This is a genomic window from Candidatus Binatia bacterium (genome assembly GCA_026415395.1).
Classification (GTDB): domain Bacteria; phylum Desulfobacterota; class Binatia; order HRBIN30; family HRBIN30; genus HRBIN30.
On record JAOAHD010000021.1, the window covers coordinates 19,595 to 37,029 of the forward strand.

Annotated in this window: 17 protein-coding genes; 4 read left to right on the top strand and 13 right to left on the bottom strand. The window is 59.0% G+C overall.

Going from position 1 to position 17,435, the window contains the following annotated elements; translation table 11 throughout:
• The 5 genes from N3C12_15335 to N3C12_15355 all read right to left on the bottom strand — a co-directional run bounded on the left by N3C12_15335 (position 1) and on the right by N3C12_15355 (position 5,008).
• Positions 1 to 894, bottom strand: coding sequence for a polyprenyl synthetase family protein (locus N3C12_15335; protein MCX8073799.1), 894 nt, complete (start codon positions 892 to 894; stop codon positions 1 to 3).
• Between the two features lie 4 nt (positions 895 to 898).
• Complete coding sequence (xseB, locus tag N3C12_15340; GenBank protein MCX8073800.1) at positions 899 to 1,141, bottom strand: exodeoxyribonuclease VII small subunit; 243 nt, start codon at positions 1,139 to 1,141, stop codon at positions 899 to 901.
• A gap of 16 nt (positions 1,142 to 1,157) precedes the next feature.
• Positions 1,158 to 2,378 (bottom strand): exodeoxyribonuclease VII large subunit, encoded by a 1,221-nt coding sequence (gene xseA, locus N3C12_15345; GenBank protein MCX8073801.1) that lies wholly within the window; start codon positions 2,376 to 2,378, stop codon positions 1,158 to 1,160.
• A 13-nt stretch (positions 2,379 to 2,391) separates the two neighbouring features.
• Positions 2,392 to 3,543, bottom strand: coding sequence for a hypothetical protein (locus N3C12_15350; protein MCX8073802.1), 1,152 nt, complete (start codon positions 3,541 to 3,543; stop codon positions 2,392 to 2,394).
• A 106-nt stretch (positions 3,544 to 3,649) separates the two neighbouring features.
• Positions 3,650 to 5,008: a S41 family peptidase gene (locus N3C12_15355; GenBank protein ID MCX8073803.1), complete on the bottom strand. Its 1,359-nt coding sequence runs from the start codon at positions 5,006 to 5,008 to the stop codon at positions 3,650 to 3,652.
• Between the two features lie 97 nt (positions 5,009 to 5,105).
• Between N3C12_15355 and N3C12_15360 the strand changes: the two genes are divergently transcribed.
• Positions 5,106 to 5,834, top strand: a complete 729-nt coding sequence (locus N3C12_15360) for a hypothetical protein (protein MCX8073804.1) — start codon at positions 5,106 to 5,108, stop codon at positions 5,832 to 5,834.
• Here N3C12_15360 and N3C12_15365 read toward each other — a convergent pair.
• The 8 genes from N3C12_15365 to queA all read right to left on the bottom strand — a co-directional run bounded on the left by N3C12_15365 (position 5,782) and on the right by queA (position 13,768).
• The gene (locus N3C12_15365) at positions 5,782 to 6,486 is read right to left on the bottom strand and encodes a class I SAM-dependent methyltransferase (protein MCX8073805.1); all 705 of its coding nucleotides are present in this window, start codon (positions 6,484 to 6,486) and stop codon (positions 5,782 to 5,784) included. The two genes, N3C12_15360 and N3C12_15365, sit on opposite strands and share 53 nt — an antisense overlap.
• Before the next feature lie 40 nt (positions 6,487 to 6,526).
• Positions 6,527 to 6,715 carry a helix-turn-helix domain-containing protein gene (locus tag N3C12_15370; protein MCX8073806.1) on the bottom strand — a complete coding sequence of 63 codons (189 nt, stop codon included), beginning with the start codon at positions 6,713 to 6,715 and terminating at the stop codon, positions 6,527 to 6,529.
• Positions 6,716 to 6,946: 231 nt separating this feature from the next.
• Positions 6,947 to 8,659, bottom strand: a complete 1,713-nt coding sequence (recJ, locus tag N3C12_15375) for a single-stranded-DNA-specific exonuclease RecJ (protein ID MCX8073807.1) — start codon at positions 8,657 to 8,659, stop codon at positions 6,947 to 6,949.
• 22 nt (positions 8,660 to 8,681) lie between these two features.
• Positions 8,682 to 9,599 (bottom strand): protein translocase subunit SecF, encoded by a 918-nt coding sequence (gene secF, locus N3C12_15380; GenBank protein MCX8073808.1) that lies wholly within the window; start codon positions 9,597 to 9,599, stop codon positions 8,682 to 8,684.
• A gap of 13 nt (positions 9,600 to 9,612) precedes the next feature.
• Positions 9,613 to 11,217, bottom strand: coding sequence for a protein translocase subunit SecD (gene secD, locus N3C12_15385; protein MCX8073809.1), 1,605 nt, complete (start codon positions 11,215 to 11,217; stop codon positions 9,613 to 9,615).
• Positions 11,214 to 11,567: a preprotein translocase subunit YajC gene (yajC, locus tag N3C12_15390; protein ID MCX8073810.1), complete on the bottom strand. Its 354-nt coding sequence runs from the start codon at positions 11,565 to 11,567 to the stop codon at positions 11,214 to 11,216. Before yajC ends, secD begins: the two co-directional genes overlap by 4 nt.
• Positions 11,564 to 12,715, bottom strand: a complete 1,152-nt coding sequence (gene tgt, locus N3C12_15395) for a tRNA guanosine(34) transglycosylase Tgt (GenBank protein ID MCX8073811.1) — start codon at positions 12,713 to 12,715, stop codon at positions 11,564 to 11,566. The genes yajC and tgt overlap by 4 nt, the downstream gene beginning before the upstream one ends.
• Positions 12,716 to 12,718: 3 nt before the next feature.
• Positions 12,719 to 13,768: a tRNA preQ1(34) S-adenosylmethionine ribosyltransferase-isomerase QueA gene (gene queA, locus N3C12_15400; protein ID MCX8073812.1), complete on the bottom strand. Its 1,050-nt coding sequence runs from the start codon at positions 13,766 to 13,768 to the stop codon at positions 12,719 to 12,721.
• Positions 13,769 to 13,999: 231 nt separating this feature from the next.
• Between queA and N3C12_15405 the strand changes: the two genes are divergently transcribed.
• From N3C12_15405 to N3C12_15415, 3 genes are all read left to right on the top strand, one after another.
• On the top strand, positions 14,000 to 14,677 hold the full coding sequence (locus tag N3C12_15405; GenBank protein ID MCX8073813.1) for a TetR/AcrR family transcriptional regulator: 678 nt from the start codon (positions 14,000 to 14,002) through the stop codon (positions 14,675 to 14,677).
• Positions 14,678 to 14,703: 26 nt separating this feature from the next.
• Positions 14,704 to 15,777 (top strand): ferritin-like domain-containing protein, encoded by a 1,074-nt coding sequence (locus N3C12_15410; protein MCX8073814.1) that lies wholly within the window; start codon positions 14,704 to 14,706, stop codon positions 15,775 to 15,777.
• Between the two features lie 98 nt (positions 15,778 to 15,875).
• Positions 15,876 to 17,357, top strand: a complete 1,482-nt coding sequence (locus N3C12_15415; GenBank protein MCX8073815.1) for an FAD-dependent oxidoreductase — start codon at positions 15,876 to 15,878, stop codon at positions 17,355 to 17,357.
• Positions 17,358 to 17,435 lie beyond the last annotated feature (78 nt).

A 17,435-nucleotide genomic window follows, 5' to 3' on the forward strand; every position in this document is an offset into this window, starting at 1 on the left:
CTAGGCCACGCTAGCTCGGGCGACAATGAGTTGCGCGATTTGCCGTAGCGGTTCCGCTTCGTCTCCGAAAGAGTCCAACTCTTCCAACGCCTGGCTCAGAAGTTCGCGCACACGCTGTTTCGAGGCGGGTAGCCCGAGCACAGCCGGGAACGTGGCTTTGTGTTGCCGCCGATCCCCGCCGCCAATTTTTCCTGTGACCTGAAGAGAGCCTTCCTCGTCCAGGATGTCGTCGGCAATCTGAAAAGCGAGGCCGAGGAACTCCGCGTAGCGCGACAGTTGTCGCAATTGCCCTGGGCGGGCGCCGCCGAGGATTGCGCCGGCGCGAACAGAGACGCGGATGAGTTCGCCGGTTTTGCGGACGTGAATGTATTCCACGAGCGGCAAATCGGCTTGCCGATCCTGGGCTGCGATGTCAGCGGCTTGGCCTCCAACCAACCCGCGGGGCCCGGCGGCCATGGCAACTTCGGTAAGAACTTGCAATGCACGTCTTTGCCGAACCCCTGCGCTGAGCGCGGCCTCACCCATGATGCGGAACGCTTCCGTGAGCAGGGCATCGCCGGCCAGAATGGCGAGCGCCTCGCCGAATACGATGTGATTTGTTGGTCGCCCCCGGCGAAGTTCGTCGTTGTCCATGGCGGGCAAATCGTCATGGATGAGCGAGTACGTATGAATCATCTCAATGGCGCAGGCAAACGGGAGCACGGTTTCACTGTTGCCGCCAACCGCCTCGCAGGCGGCCAAAGATAAGATGGGCCGCACCCGCTTGCCACCCCCCAGGAGGCTATAGCGCATCGCCTCGACGAGCCGATCCGGCACACTGGTTGCGGGCAGATATCGGTCGAGGGCACGATCGATGAGTCGCCGCTTTTTCTCGAGGTACTGATCGAGCCGCAAGCGTTTACTCCTTCAAGTCACTGTTCAGCGGGGTGAGATTTAGCTCGCCACTGTCTGTGCGCGTGAGCACTTCGATCCGTGCCTCGACCTCCGTTAGGCGCTCGTTGAGTGCTTTGACTAAGCGGATTCCTTCTTCAAAGGCAGCTAAGGCATCCTCCAAGGACATGTCGCCTCGCTCGAGTCGGCGCACAATGTCCTCGAGCGCGTGCATCGTAGCCTCGAATGATTGGAGTGTTTGATCACTCATGAGAACTCGTTTCCCATTAACCTTCAGTTTCGCGCACCAGCGCGTGTGTCCGACCGCGAGCAAATTGAATTTGCACGGCATCTCCCGCGGTTAAACTGGCAGCATCGCGCACGATTGTGCCTGCGGGCAACTTCTTCACGATAGCGTATCCCCGGTTCAGAACTCCCAGCGGACTGAGAGCACTGAGTCGGTCAGCCAGAGCGCGAAGCCGCTGGCGCTCTCGTTCGGTTCTCCGCGTGATTGCGAGTTCCGCACGCTCAGCCAGCTCGTCCAGGCGCAGGCGCAAATTTTCCACCGTGTGGCGAGGGTCGCGCAGGCGATGAGCCAACTGATCGAGCCGTTGCCGGTATAGTTGCAACACACGGGAAAAAGCCGATACGAGCAATCGGCGTTGGTGTTCGATCCGGTTTGCTAGTTCCTTCAGTTCAGGAACCACGAGCGTTGCCGCTGCTGTAGGGGTCGGGGCCCGCACATCTGCAGCCAGATCCGCAATCGTGATGTCGATCTCGTGCCCGACGGCAGACACCACGGGTACGCGGCAGGCCGCAATGGCTCGCGCGACGACCTCGTCATTGAATGCCCAAAGGTCCTCCTTGGAACCACCGCCGCGCCCGACGATGATGACGTCCACCGCGGGGACCTCTTGCAAATCGCGTAAGGCTGCGACGATTTCCGTCGGAGCTTCCTTGCCTTGAACACGCACCGGGCGGATGATGACCCGCACGTGGGGAAACCGGCGATGGAGCACCGTGAGGATATCGCGAATCGCGGCGCCGGTCAGTGCGGTCACGATGCCGATGCAGCGCGGGAGAGGCGGTAGCGGGCGTTTGCGCTGTGGATCGAACAGGCCCTCCGCATGGAGCCGCTGCTTGAGCTGCTCGAGAGCAAGTTGCACGCTGCCGATGCCCACCGGTTCCATGAATTCTACGTAAAGCTGCAAGTGACCGCGGGGTTCGTAGAGGCTCACGTGCCCGCGTACGAGCACCTTAAGGCCGTCCTCCGGTTTAAACGCGAGTCCTCGATTGGCTCCCTTGAACATAACGGCGGCGATTTGGGCGCCCTCGTCCTTGATAACGAAGTAGAAGTGGCCGGAAGAGGGCACCTTGAAATTCGAGATCTCCCCGACCACCCACACCGTATCAATGTGTGTTTCCAAAGTTTCACGGATGAGTTGCGTGAGCTCGCTGACGCTGAGAAACGGGGTAGAACCGGCCCGCGGGGCCTCGGCGAACGTCATTGGGCGCTTCGTATCAAAATTGCCTCTCGAACGACAGACCACGCTGCACGAGCGAGATCGCGTCGACCAATTCGATCCCGGTCCCCGTCAACTGTCCGAATTCGGTGCGGAGCGCGGTTAAACAAGCCGAGCTGGCCGGAAGGACTTCGATGAGTTCGCCGAGGGATTGAGCCCGGGCCACCGCACTGGCGATGCGCGCTCGGCACCAGTTGGGGTCACTCCCGAGCTCGTTCTCCCGTGACCAGGAGAAGCGAAAGCAGCCTCTACCAGCCATGAAAAAAGCGGCGCACGGGTCGTCAGAGCTCGGCGTCAAGTCCCCCCACAACACGACGTAAGAGCTCGGGAGTGTTTCGACCCAGCGTTTTACTGCACCCAGGAACTGCTCGGCATGCGGAGGCGCGAAGAGCAAGACTCCCGACGCATGGGGAAACTGTTGTGCGAGCCTGGCGAAGTAATGTTCGAGGCTGGCCGCTCGAGCGCTGCGCGCCGAAACGGCTAGCGCCTCCTGCAGATCCGCTTGTGCGGTTCGGTCGCTGTGCTCCACGGCACCTGATTCGGTTTCCAACTCGACTTCGACCAGAGTAGGAACCTCCGCAAGCCGAAGCTGCTCGCTAACAATGTCCCCGAATGCTGCGGGCGGCCTCACGGCATAGGTGAGTCGCACGCCCAGAGCAAGAAACTGGCGCGCAAGATGCACATCGTCGCCTAGGTGAGCGAGTACGATGGCGAGCCGCGGTGGTCGGTCGATCCAACGGAATCGGAAGGTATGGGTTCGCAAGCCTCCGATGCCAAGCCAAACCTCCAGACTGTGAGGTCGGTCTTCGATATGAAGGGTCAAGTCTGGAAAGTCGCGTTGGAGCTCTTCAAAGGGGCGCAGGAGGGGGGCAATGTTGGTCGTGCGAGGCAGAGAAAATTCGTAAAGGCGATGGACCCATTGGCGACTGCCCTCACCAAAGTTCTCTTCGGTTGGAGTTGGGAGCACGAGAGGGAAGGGCATCTCGTTCAGCCTTAGCGTTACACGGGCAATTGCCCCCAACATCGCAGTCTGGTCGGGGGCCGGTGTTGAAGATGCAATTGTTGGAGCCTTTTGCCGCTGGCCGGTACGGGTGTTCGAACGATCCGGAACTGTGAGATCGGCGTACACAATGAGCCCGAAGGCGAGCATCAGGATCCAACGGAATGGCGCAAGGACGTCAACCAGTCGCCTCGAGGTGTGCACAGGGCGGTTTTAACGTGGCAGGCAAACGCAGCAAGAAGAGGCGCGAGTGTGATTATGGCGTGCGTCCGGCCACTACCGTTTTGAACACGTTCCAGCTTTTGAGCAATTCGAGCGCGCGATCCAACTGTGGGTCACGGCCTAACTCGCCTTCGCGGACCTGCAAGGCTTCCGGAACCTCCTGTGGTTCCTCCGTTTCTTCTTCGTTGGGTGGAGACTCTTCTCGATCGTGCGGGGAACGGAGGTGCCGTGGTAAGTTCTCCTCCCGAATCCGGGGCAGCGACGGTCCGCCAGCAGCGGCGAGGGTCGTCGGATTGTCGAGGACAATGTCCGGCGTGATTCCGGTCGCTTGGATCGATCTTCCGTTTGGCGTGTAGTACCGTGCGGTGGTGAGGCGGATGGCCGAGTTTTCCTCGAGCGGCAGGATCGTTTGTACGGAGCCTTTGCCAAAGGTTTGTGTCCCCAAGATCAAGGCGCGGCGATGATCTTGTAGGGCTCCGGCAACAATTTCCGAGGCGCTGGCACTGCCGCTGTTGACCAACACAATCATCGGAAAATCCGTGCGCGATCCCTGCTTATGGGCAAAGTATTTCTGCTTTTGCGATTCCAAACGGCCATCGGTGTAGACCACGAGGCCAGAGTCGATGAATTCGTCGGCCACTTTGATTGCCTGAGTGAGTAAGCCTCCGGGGTTGTTGCGGAGGTCCAGGATCAGGCCTGAAAGCGGCCCGCCGTTATCCTGTTCGAGTTTCGCGAGTGCCTTTTGCAAGTCATCGTCGGTCCGCTCTTGAAACTGCGTGATCCGCACGTATGCGTACCCTTTCTCGAGGAGGCGGGACTTCACGCTTTGAATTTTGATGACTTCGCGGGTCAGCGTGAGTTCGATTGGTTTCACCACTCCCTCGCGCCGCAAAGTGAGGCGCACCTTAGTCCCGGGCGCGCCACGCATGCGCCGCACGGCCTCGGTTAGCGGCATGTCCTTGGTGAACTCTTCGTCGATTTTGATGATTTGATCGCCCGGTTTGATTCCGGCCCGGTAGGCGGGGGTATCTTCGATGGGGGAGACAACCGTCAGGACGTTGTTACGGATCGTAATCTCGATCCCAAGGCCACCGAACGTGCCGCGCGTATCGACTTGGAGCTCCTTGTAGGATTCGGGCGGGAGGTAAGCGCTGTGTGGGTCTAAGGCGGTTAGCATTCCGGTAATTGCGCCTTCGATTAATTGTTTGGTGGTGACGGGATCGACGTAATTACGCTGTACCAAGGTGAGGACGTTGGTGAACACCTCGATACTGTCGTAGGCGTCCTTGGCGACGGCGGACACGCGGCTCGCGCTGTAAGACAACAAGTAAATTGTGCCTCCGAGGACGATAGCCCAGACGATTTTTGTCAACCAACCAGTGTGTTGTTTCATGTAAGCGAGCGCCCTTTCTCCGAGAACGGATAGCAGCTGACTTATAACCGAAGGTGTTGCTGCACACAATTTGTCTTCCAGGAGTTGGACCATCCAGATGCATGCAGCGCTAGTATGTGCTGAGCCGTTAATCGGTTTGCTCGAGCGCGTGGCTTCTTCGCTGGTCTTCGCCTCTCATTGGGCTGCGAGAAAAAACCGTTTGGCCACGTGGTTGAACGCGCTAAACTGCAACGCTGCCATGACGCAACATTCGAGGTTGTTTCAACGAAATCTCACGGAGTTCTTTCGCGAATTGCTGCAGCGTGCGATGGAGGCGCAAGCAGTAAGGTCGAGCGAGGACGTTGAATTCTACCTCGTGACGCTGCTTGAGCACTTCGCCCATCCCCGTCGCCGCTTTGATGATCGGCCTCTAGCTCTTGATTACTTGGAGTCTTTCCACGCACCATTACCGCATCGTTACGGGAAGCTGAAACACGTGGGCGACACGGCCCTGTTTATGGCCGGGCTATTCCTCGAGGCACTGCACCGGAAAATTGTCAGCTCTGACTACTACACTGAGTTAGGGCGCACGGCGTATTCGCAACTCGCGCGTTTGGGTGGAGCAGCCGGCCCCCGCTCGCGGGATTTGTTTGCCGAACTTGCGGACCGCTTCCCCGAGCTCGTCCGTGTCCTAGCGGAAATTAGTTTTCGCGACTTGTTTCCAGGAGACGAGCACGCACTCAGAGCCTACACCCGGTGGTTGTACACCCGTAGCGAGCTCGATGCTCACTGGCTCATGAAGCAGGGGCTAATTCCGTACGCTCCCACGAAACGGACGACTCACTAGCTCGCGACCCGACCACCAGAGGTGCCTTTGCGTTACGGGCAACGAGAATGGTGAACAACGAGCGCCGACTTGTCTTGTAGAGCTCGATCACTTCTAGTGGCAGCCCGACCAGGACGTCGCGTAGGTCCAATGTATGCCACCCAAGTCGTAACGTTACTGGCTCCATGAGCCGATCGAGCGCTGCAAAGAAGCGGTTAGGACTCCGGAAGTGATTCACGATCGCCAGGGTACCCTGCGGCCGCAGAACTCGTAGAATTTCCGTCATCAGCTTGCGGGCATCCGGCACTACGCTTACGACATGAAAAGCGGTGACAAAGTCGAAAGAGTCGTCCTCGAACTTAAGATTCAGGGCGTCCATCTGGAGCAGCTTGATGTGGCGCCAGCCATGCCGCCGCAGCTTATCCTCCGCCTTGTCAAGCATATCTGCCGCTAGGTCGATCCCGACCACTTCGGCGTGCTCAGGATAGGCGTCGAGCGATAAGCCCGTTCCCACTCCGACTTCTAGCACGCGCGCTCCAGGAGGGATTTCCAGCGAGCGAATGACCCGATGGATCCGCGGAGCGAAAATCCGAGTGAAGATGAAGTCGTACAAATAGGATAGTTCAGCGTACAGCTTGCTCTCATGGGCCTGCGCACTCTCGAAGGACCGCATCCGCTACCCCTCAGTCGTCACGTGGTTGTGATTCGGCCGGTCATGCGGCCGTATTGCCGCGCAACTCGCTCTTGAAAGCAGCGACGTCGCGCTTCCGAAACCGCCACTGGCGCCCCTTTTTGAATGCGGGCAAGATACTTTTTCGAGCAAATTCGTTAACCGTATCCGGACTCAAATCGAGGATGCGGGCCACTTCCTTACTGGTCAAGATCGCATCGTCTTTTTCCATGGTCTGAACCCCCGGGGGCTAACGTGAAATGCTTCCCAACAGGATGACCCGTCCCGGCTAACACGGGGGTATCCAGCAGTCAAGCAAGGGCGTTTCCGTTTAGGTCCTCCGGGAGAATCAAACGACAAATTCAGTACTTAAGGTCGCGCCTCGGTCCGAAACTCGAGCGGGCCAGCGGCAAGTTTTGCGAGGCAGGTGCAGGCAAGCCTACGACGGTGCGGGTAAGGAGTGCTAGTGACGCGTGGGGCGAATCCCAACGAGTCGGAGTTGCAACGGACCGGCCGTGGAGCCCCCGCCCAGGTCGCAGGTGAACAGCACGTCATAGGCTGTATCCGAGGGTGGCGGTGGTTCGTGTCCCCATTGAAACCATCGAGCGGGAAATGCCCGGCCATTTTGCTCGATGAACAGGCTTAAGTGGCCCGTGCCAAACGGGCGCGAGGAGCGAAGACGCACGTTACGCGCGAAAAACACGGGTTCAGGGTTGGCGGGACCAAACGGTTCCAGAGCACAAAGAGCTTCGGTCACGCTGCCCGGATCGAACTCGGAAAGGTTCACTTCGGCATCAGCGTAAATCGGGAGCACGCGTGACTGAGGAAGCTGCGCCTGGACCGCCTCGTCGAAGTTCGATGCGAAGTCGGAGATCTTTTCCGCGGCGATCGTAAAGCCCGCTGCCATGGGATGGCCTCCAAAGCCAAGAAGATGCGACGCGCAATCCGCTAAGGCGCGGTAACAGTTCACACCAGCGATACCCCGGACCGAACCGCGGCCGACTTCCGATTCCGGGTCGATCGCGATCAACGCCGCAGGCCGTTTGAAGCGTTGCACCAGCCGTGCCGCGACAATCCCGACCACGCCTGGATGCCAAGTCGAGCTTGCGAGCACGATCGCGGCGCGCTCGCTGCAGCGAGGATCGTTGCGACATAGGGCCAAAGCTTCCTGAAGCGTTGCAGACTCAAGGGCTTGCCGCTCGCGGTTCGTTGCGTCTAAGCACTTGGCTAATTCGATCGCCCGGTCCGCGTCTTCGGTTGTCAACAAGTTGAACGAAACGAGGGCCGAGGTGAGTCGGCCGGAGGAGTTCAAGCGGGGGGCCAAGCGAAAGGAAACGGCTGCACTGTTGACGTGCTCGATTCTAGCGATCGACTTGAGCGCTGCGATACCAACGCGATGCCCGCGGGCGAGAGCATCTAATCCGTGCCGTACCAGGACGCGGTTCTCTTGCTCCAGCGGCATGATGTCGGCAATCGTGCCCAATGTGACCAAATCGAGTAGCTCCCGAAGGCTTGGCGGTGCGGCTTTGCCGTCCTCGCGCAGCCGGCCTCGAACGCCCCAGGCTAGGTAAAAAGCGATCCCGGCGCCGCAGAGACCCGCAAAGGGAAAGCCGCAATCCGGAGCCGCAGGATTAAGGGTGGCAAAGGCGGGCAACGGGCGAGGGGGGACTTGATGGTGGTCGCAAACGATTGTCTCCATCTTCAGCGACTGGGCAAACCGAATCTCTTCTTCGTTTGCCGCGCCACAATCGACGGTGATCAGGAGACTCGCACCGCGAGCGTGGAGGGCCCGGATCGCTTCTGAGTTAAGACCGTAGCCCTCGCGTAGTCGATCAGGGACGTGCACGATGGGATCGAGGCCGAGATCGCGGAAGAAGCAATAGAGAACGGCGGTGCCACTTACGCCGTCGAGGTCGTAATCTCCGTACAGTGCGACGGTTTCCTTGCGAGCGATGGCCCGCCGCACGCGCTCGACCGCCTTGTCCATGTCGCGGAACAAGAACGGTGAGCGTAAGCCGTCGCGTAGCCGCGGATTCAAGAACGCTCCAGCCGCTTCGACGGTGGTATAGCCCCGCTGGACCAGTAGGCGCGATAAAAGCGGCGAGACACCAAGTTCCTTTTGCAAAAGGGTCTCAAGAGCTGGCTCCCCACGACGCAAAAACCACCGCTCCGTCATGTTGAGCGCAGATTACCCCTCGCTATCGCGTGGCGGCAAACCCCGGCCTTTGCAGATAGAGAACGATCGGACTCGAAATAAAAATGGAAGAATACGTCCCGATTGTGAATCCGACGAGGAGCGTAAACGCAAAGCCGTTAATCACCTTACCGCCGAGGAAGAACAGGGCGAGGAGCACGAGGAGAGCTGTTCCGGTCGTCAAGATCGTGCGACTGAGTGTCTCGTTGATGCTGCGGTTGATGATCTTATCCAGCGGGTCTCGCCGGTTTTTGCGTAGGTTCTCGCGAATTCGGTCAGACACGATAACGGTATCGTTTACGGAGAATCCAACAACAGTGAGCAACGCGGCGACGATCGTGAGATCGAACTCATAGTTTGCCAAGGACAGCGCCCCGACAGTGATCAGCACGTCGTGAAGCAGCGCCACTGCTGCGCCAATGCCGAAGCGGAGCTCAAAGCGGATCCAGATGTAAATGCCCATCATAATGGTGGCCGCGATGACGGCAAAGATCGCGCGCCACCGTAACTCGCTTCCCACGCGTGGCCCGACTGTTTCGATGCGTTGGATTTCCCACGCGTCTCCGCCGAATCGCGACTCGAGTGCGGAGGTAATCTGCGCGCTGAAATCGCTCAGATGTTCGCCTTTGACGGGCACCCGAATCAGGAACTCCGACCCACCTGCTCCGTTACGGCTGAAATCTTGAATCGAGGCGTCTCCTAGCTCTAAACTCGCAATCGCCTTTCTGACCTCGTCCGTTTTCGTAGCTTCCTTGAAGCGAACCTGAACGAGGGTTCCTCCGGCGAAGTCGATTCCGTAGTTCGGCCCTCCGTGAGCAATGAGGGAGACGATCCCGATGAGGATTAGCGCCCACGAGAAAAATAGCGCGCGCTTGAAGTTCCCCACGAAATTGAAGTTGGTACCAGGCTTGATGAGTTCCACAGGACACCCCTCCTCAAATACTCACCCGTTCGAGGCGCCGGTAGGTTAGCAACCAGTCGTAGACGATGCGCGTACCGACAACCGCGGTAAAAACCGAGGTAACGATGCCGAGGCACAGCGTGACCGCAAACCCCTTGATGGGCCCCGCCCCGAACTGGAACAAAATCAAGCCAGACAGAAAAGTGGTGATATTCGAATCGAGGATGGCCGGTAGGGCACGCTCGTAACCCGCTTCGATCGCGGCCCGGGCTGTTCTTCCTAGGCGAAGTTCTTCGCGGATTCGCTCGTTAATGAGCACGTTGGCGTCGACCGCCATACCCAAGGTCAGCACGATGCCTGCAATGCCGGGCAAGGTGAGGGTCGCTTGTAAGGCGGAGAGGGCGGCCAGGAGAAGCACCACGTTCAGCACGAGTGCGAGATCTGCCAGCAAGCCCGCGAAGCGGTAGTAGATGATCATGAAGGCGACAACCAGGGAGCCGCCAACGATGAAAGACACGACCCCTTGCCGAATCGAATCTCGGCCTAATGTCGGCCCCACAGTTCGCTCTTCGGCAATGTGCACGGGTGCTGGGAGCGCGCCCGCGCGCAGCACGATCGCTAAATCGCGTGCCTCTTTGATGTCGAAATTTCCCGTAATGGATGCTCGCCCGCCGGGAATCCGTTCTTGGATGACCGGAGCAGAATAAACGGTGTTATCTAGAATGATGGCAAGCCGGCGCTTGACGTTGGCTGCTGTGACTTCCTCGAACTGCTTCGCTCCGCGCGGCGTTAGCTCCAAAGCAACGTAAGGACCTTCGAGTTGCGAGCCGGGACGCACCTGTGCATCAGCGATCGCATCGCCGGTCAGCAGCACCTTGGACTCGACCAGGTATTTGGTTTTTTCCACCCTGCGGCCGATCCGTTCGCCTCCATACCCGGGCAAAATCTCTAAACCGGGCGGGAGAGGCTTTTGGCCACTGAGGTATGCTTCCGCGTCGGGTACCTCTGCGAGTAGCTTGAATTCGAGCACCGCAGTGCGTCCAATGAGTGCCTTCGCCCGTTGCGGGTCTTGGATTCCAGGGAGCTGGACTACGATCTCTTGCGAGCCCTGGCGCTGGATAATCGGCTCGGCAACTCCGAATTGATCGATTCGGTTGCGAATTGTCTCCAGCGCCTGTTCCACCGTGAACTCCCGCAGGCGGCGTTCTTCGCTTACGGTTAGGCGGAGAGAGAAGATCGCTATCCCGTCTTCGGTTCGCGAGTCGGCAATGGTGAGGTCTGGGAAGTTCTCGCGCAATAAAGATTCGAAGGCACTGCGGTCCGCTCCGGATGGGAGCCTCACCACGATCGTTTTATCTTTTCTTTGGATCTCGTCAGTGGCAAGTTGTTTTTCTTGCGTTTGGCGCCGTAGCTCATCGGCTGTTCGCTCTAAGGTATTTTCAACGGCTTTGTCGACGTCCACGGTTAGAACTAGGTGAGTGCCGCCTTGCAGATCGAGGCCCAGCCGAATCTTGTTCGTCGGCAGAAATCGTTTCCACCAATCGGGTAGATTCTCGGTAAACGAGGGGAGCAGGTAAACGGTGGCGGCTGCGAGCAAAAGGATGACACCAACGATGCGATACCAGAGACTCGCTTTCACTTCTGACCGTCCTTTTCTTTCCCTTTATCTTTGGCCTTTTCTGGAGTGTTGGCGCGCACAAGTCCAGCGACGTAAGAGCGCTCCACGCGTACCCGTACGTTAGGTGCGACTTCCAGGGTTAGGACCCGGTCGCTGACTTGTACAATACGGCCAATGAGCCCGCCGTTCGTGACCACTTCGTCGTTGACCTTAAGGGAGGCCAGCATCTTCTGATGCTCGCGTTGCTTTTGTTGTTGGGGCCGAATGAGCAAGAAGTAGAAAACGATGAAGATCAGCAGCAGCGGAAATAGGCTGGCAAGCAGCGAGGGCCCCGCAGGAGCCCCACTTTGAGCCCAGGCGATCCCATTCACGGCTCGTACTCCTGCTCAAGCCGCGGGATGGTGGCCGCGGCCCAGGAAACGAAGCTTTGGTTTGTAATGGCGGTCTGCATGTCGCGCATCAACCTTTGGTAGAAGTAAAGATTATGGGTGGTTGCCAGCGTCGCGGCCAAGATCTCTTTGGAAAGAGAGAGGTGCCGTAAGTAGCCACGGCTAAAGTTTGCGCAGGTGTAGCAGGCACAGAGCGGATCGGGCGGGTCATTGTCCTTTTGGAAGCGGGAAAGACGAATATTGAGCCGGCCGAAGGAGGTGAAAAGCAGCCCGTTCCGAGCGTTTCGCGTCGGGAGCACACAGTCGAACAAGTCGTACCCCATGCCGACGAAACGGATCAGATCCTCCGGATAGCCCACTCCCATTAGGTAGCGCGGCCGATCGCGAGGTAGCTCCTCTGCCGTCGCCGCCGCTACATCTCTCGTCACGCTACGCTCCTCCCCCACACTGAGGCCGCCCACCGCATAGCCAGGAAACTGCAGAGCGACAAGTTCCTGCGCATGCCACTTGCGGATGTCGATGAAAACACCCCCCTGGACGATCCCGAAAACCAGCGGGCCGTCGGGATCGCTTACCCGCTGGCTCCGCTCAGCCCAGGCGAGCGAGCGCCGCGTTGCCTCCTCCACGAGCGTTCGCGGGGCTCCGGCGGGCGGGCATTCGTCTAGCACCATCGCGATGTCGACTCCCAGGTCGCTCTGGAGGTTGATGACTTTCTCGGGAGTGAAGAGGACTTCCTGCCCGTCGATGTGGCTACGGAACCGCACCCCCTCGTCGCTAACTTTGCGCAACGGGGCGAGGCTGTAGATCTGATAGCCGCCACTATCGGTGAGAATCGGCCCACTCCAGCCCATGAACTGGTGTAGGCCGCCTAACGCCCGCACCACCTCCACACCGGGCCGGAGCGCGAGGTGGTAGGTATTTGCCAGCACAATCTGAACTCCGACAACGCGGAGCTCGCGCGGCGTCATCGCCTTTACGGTTGCTTGGGTGGCCACCGGCATAAATGCGGGAGTAGAAACTTCCCCGTGTGGCGTCGTGAGCACGCCGCACCGAGCCGCTCCATCCTGCGCTGTGACGCGAAAGCACTCCTTGGGAGTGGGTGAGGCGAACAACGGACTCACTGGATTCATAAGTTACAAAACCAGCATCGCGTCGCCGTAACTGTAGAAGCGGTAACGATGCTTTATCGCCTCGGCATACGACTCCAGAATCAACTCCCGGCCTGCGAAGGCTGCGACCAGAAGAATTAACGTCGAACCCGGAAGGTGAAAGTTCGTGAACAAGGCGTTGATGACCTGGAAATGGTAGCCAGGTACGATAAAGCGGTCAGCCCAAAGTACCCCCGACCTCACAAACATCGGCTCGCCTATTGCTGCAGATTCCAGAGCTCGTGTGGTTGTGGTGCCGATGGCAACCACACGTTTTCCTTCTAATTTTGCTGCTCGGATTGCCTCGGCAGTCTCCGTAGGAATCTCGCACCATTCCGGCTCCATGCGGTGAAGTCGAACGTCGTCGACCCGAATCGGTATGAACGTCCCCGGACCAACATGCAACGTGATCCGCGCTAGCTGGACCCCCCGAGTGAGCAGGTTTGCCACCAATGCGGGTGTAAAGTGGAGGCCGGCTGTAGGCGCAGCCACAGATCCCGGTACGCGCGCGAAGATGGTTTGGTATCGTTCAGCGTCTGCCGCTGAAGGACCGACTGGTCGTCGGATGTAAGGCGGCAACGGTACCTGACCGTGGCAGTTCAGGAACGTCAACACGTCGGTATGTCCATGCCAGGCGACCACATATCGACCGGGCCCTTGCCGCTCGATGATCTCAACCTCGGTTGATGGTTCCAGCGTCAAGCGCACCCCCGGCTGGAGGTCGCGTGCGGGTTTACCTAGGCAGAGCCAAACCGGAGGAGAGCTGCCAGGTGTGTTGAGAGCCCTCACGAACAATAACTCTCCGCGCCGACCTTTGGGTGTACGGAGTGGCACGCGGGCGGGAATCACGCGCGTATCGTTTACGACCACGAGGTCTCCAGGGTTTAGAAAAGCAGGCAGCTCGCTCACGCGTGCGTGGGTTCGCGTTCCACGCGTGCGCTCCACTACCATGAGTCGCGCGTCGTCGCGGTTCGGAGCCGGCTCTTGTGCGATGAGTTCTGTGGGCAGTGAAAACTCGAAGTCACCTCGCCGAATGACTGGGCTCTGCTGAGAGTCGCTTTTGATTTCCATATGGGAACGAAAACGGCGTGCCGAACGCCCCGGTGGTCGGAATGAAGGTCTTTTAGGGCGTCCGGAAGTAGCGGCAATAAACACAGCCGCCACTCACGGTCAAGGAGCAGCCCACCTGTTGACTTGCGCGACAACCTCGGGTAAGGTCCGACCGACCGGTCGGGCAAGATTGCTTTCGGAATCGAATTCGTAGCGGTGAGACGCAAAATGGAGGTGGTTGCGAGTGTAACTGAACCGTCATCGAGAGAGAAAATTCTGGATGCCGCGGAGTTACTGTTCGCGCAGCGGGGGTTTGCCGGAGTAGGGATGCGTGAAGTGGCGGAGGCTGTGGGCCTCAGCAAGTCTTCTCTCTTTCATCACTTCCGGACGAAGGTGGAGCTTTACGCAGCGGTTGCGGCCCGAATCCTTGCTGCGTTTGAGGAACGGACCGCTGAGATTGTTGCGGCGCCCGGAGATGCGCTGGAGCGCTTTGACCGTTGGTTGGACGCCATGATCGATACCCTGGCGGAGCGTCCGACCCGGGCTCGTTTGCTCTTGCGCTCGCTGTTTGAAGACGACGATTTGGCTGGTGAAAGTGAAGGAGAAAAGGAGGTGGATGCCATCATCCATCGGCTATTTGCCAGCGTTGGGCATCTGCTTCGGGAGGGAATGGAGCGTGGCTTGTTCCGGGTCGCCAGCATACCCCACCTACTGCAGAGCCTGATTGGCTTACTGGTGTATCATTTTGCTTCGGGAGAATTTGGCGAGACGTTGTTGCGGCAGTCCCTTTTTGCTCCGGCTGCCGTGGAGAAGCGGAAGCAAGAGGTGAAGGCGTTATTGTACTCGGGGATGTTGGTTGGAACGGCAACGCGAAAAGCGTTGCGTAAGCTTTGAACGTTAGCGAACGAGGGAGGAAGGTTATGGAGAAGCTGCTGGCAGACCACCGGCGTCAACTAGGTGATTTCGAAATCGTTGAATTCGTGGACGAACAAGAGATTGCCCGGTTGCGCGAGAAGCTTGACGTCCCGGTGCCCTTGGAGCTCCATTGGAGTTGGGAATACGGGTCGGAGGTCGAAGAGCTCCGGGCACTGTACGAACGGGGGAAACGCGGTCAATGGAACGCAGAGACGGATATTGACTGGAGTATTCCGTTCCCGCGCGATGAGTGGTTTGTTCCCCGTGAAAATGCTCTCCTTTTGCCAACGCTACTAACGATGATGGGGGCAGACGAGGAAACTTGCCGTCAGGCGGCGTTCGACGAGTTCACGCATCTGATCTCTCAGTTGTTGCACGGAGAGCAGGCGGCGCTCCAGTTGTGTGGTCAATTGACCAATGCTTGCCCCACGATCGATCAAAAGTTTTACGCCGCTTCTCAGGTGGCGGACGAAGCTCGTCACGTCGAGGTGCTGGCAAAGTTCATCGAACGGAAGTTAGGCACGATTTATCCGATCGACCCTACGCTCAAAGTCTTGCTCGATCGCCTGCTCGAGGCACCGACGTGGAAGATGAAGACCCTCGGTATGCAGACCCTGTTCGAGGGGATGGCTGTGGCCATTTTCGACCAAATCGTAAGGGCGGCGACCAATCCTCTCGTCAAGGATATCCTTCGCAGAGTGCAAATTGACGAAGCGAGGCACGCAGCGTTTGGGGTATTGACGATGCGGCGCGTGGTTCAAGAGGCCACCGAGGAAGAAATGGCAGAGATGGAAGATTTCGCGTTTGCGATCTTGGAGACGCTGAACGCGAACCAGCAACTGGACTTCCTTCGCCAAGCGGCGCCGAAGTATGGCCTGGATCCGGAAGCTGTCGTCCAGTCGTTACATGCTATGCCGCAGTGGGCTCAGTTGAACAGCGAAGTTTATATGCACACAGTGATCCCCAATCTCTGGCGCCTGGGTTTGATTACGGAGCGTACCGAGGAGAAATACCGGAAGGCGGGAATCCTATGGGGCGACCGCTTCGAGGCTCGTCACCAGCTTCCCTTAGCGAGCTAACCGAAGCACATTAGGAATCTGCGTGCACTGCGTGCGGTATAGCGGTGCACGCAGATTGATGGTTTTTAGCGGGTCACGGCTCGAGAACGGCGCTGGCGATGTTCTTGTCGGGGTATCGAGTGGGGGTGATTGGAGCGGGGGTGGCTGGCCTCGCGTGCGCTTACATGCTCGCGCGAGAAGGGGCCGAAGTGGTGGTTTTTGAACGCGACCCCCCGCCCCCGGAGGATCCGGAACTGGCCTTTTCGAGTTGGAAGCGACTGGGCGCCAGTCAGGTGCGGCACTCCCATGTCTTTTTGGGCCGGCTGCGTGTTCTGCTGCGGGATCACTATCCCGAGCTCCTTCAGGAGTTGCTGCGCGCGGGCTTTAGGGAGATGCGACCAATTGACAACCCGCCGCCGGCGTTACGGGGGCGCTTAGAGCCTGAACCTGGCGACGACGATCTTGTGGCTCTGGCGGGGCGGCGGGTCACGTTCGAGTGGGTACTGCGGCGAGTGATAGGGGAAAACCCGAGAGTTCAGATCGAGACCGATTCGAAAGTGTTGGGTTTGCTTGCGGTGCCGACGGTGCCGCCACAAGTCTGCGGAGTGCTCGTGGATCGTGGCCGCAGTCGCGAAGCGGCGATTCGTTTCCACTTTGTTGTCGACGCCTCAGGCCGCCACTCAACGATCCCGCGGTGGCTCCAGAAAATTGGCTGTCGGCCGGTCGTCGAGCAACAGGAAGAGTCCGGCATTGTTTATTACACCCGATTTTACCGGCGTCGCGCTGGCTCCGAGGAACCAAAGCCTGGGCAAGACCCATGGGTCGCGGACTGGGACTGGCTAAAGTTCGCGCTCTTTCCAGCGGAAGGTGGGGTGTTTTCGATCACCTTGGCGGTGCCCCTTGTGGAGCCGCGCTTAAAAATCCTGAGCCGCGCAGCGGTCTTTGATCGCATTGTGAGAGCGATTCCGGGGCTACGAGACTGGGTTGATCCTGATGTTGCCGAACCTTACGCGGCGGCGCCTCGCGAGGTGGAGGCAATGGGTGGCTTGATGAACCGTAGGCGGCGGTTTGTCGATGCCGACGGCTTAATTGTGTCGCGGCTGTTTGTCATCGGGGACGCGGCGTATTGCACAAACCCGCTGTATGGTCGGGGCTGTGCCCAAGCGTTTCTTCACGCCCACCTTCTTCTTGAGGCCCTTCGCGAGGCTGGGGGCGACCCGCAGGTGGCAGCGACCCAGTTGGACGAGTTGGCCCAGCAGCAACTCAGCCCCTTCTACCGCGCCTCGGTTGTGGCGGATCGCGATGCGGTGCGACGAGCTCTGGGCAAACCGCCCGTGCGATTTCTGGACCGTGTACAGGAAGGATTCTTCCGTGACGGCGTTGCGGTCGCTATGCGGACGGACCCGGTCGTGTACCGGGCGTTTCTCCGCATGATCAACATGTTTGAGACGCCCGAGCAGGCATTTCTTCAGCCGGAGGTCGTGGCACGAACGCTTTGGGTAATGAGCCAGGGCGAGGCGTTCCGAAGACGGCATGGGTGGCGTCCCCCCCCGGCGCGGGACCGTTACTTGATGGAAATCGGCATTCCCTCTCGTGAATAGGATGCGAGGCGTGGCCTCGTCAACGGTAAGCCTTGGCGAAGGGGTGCATTGCATTCGCCTGGCAACCTGAAATTTTAA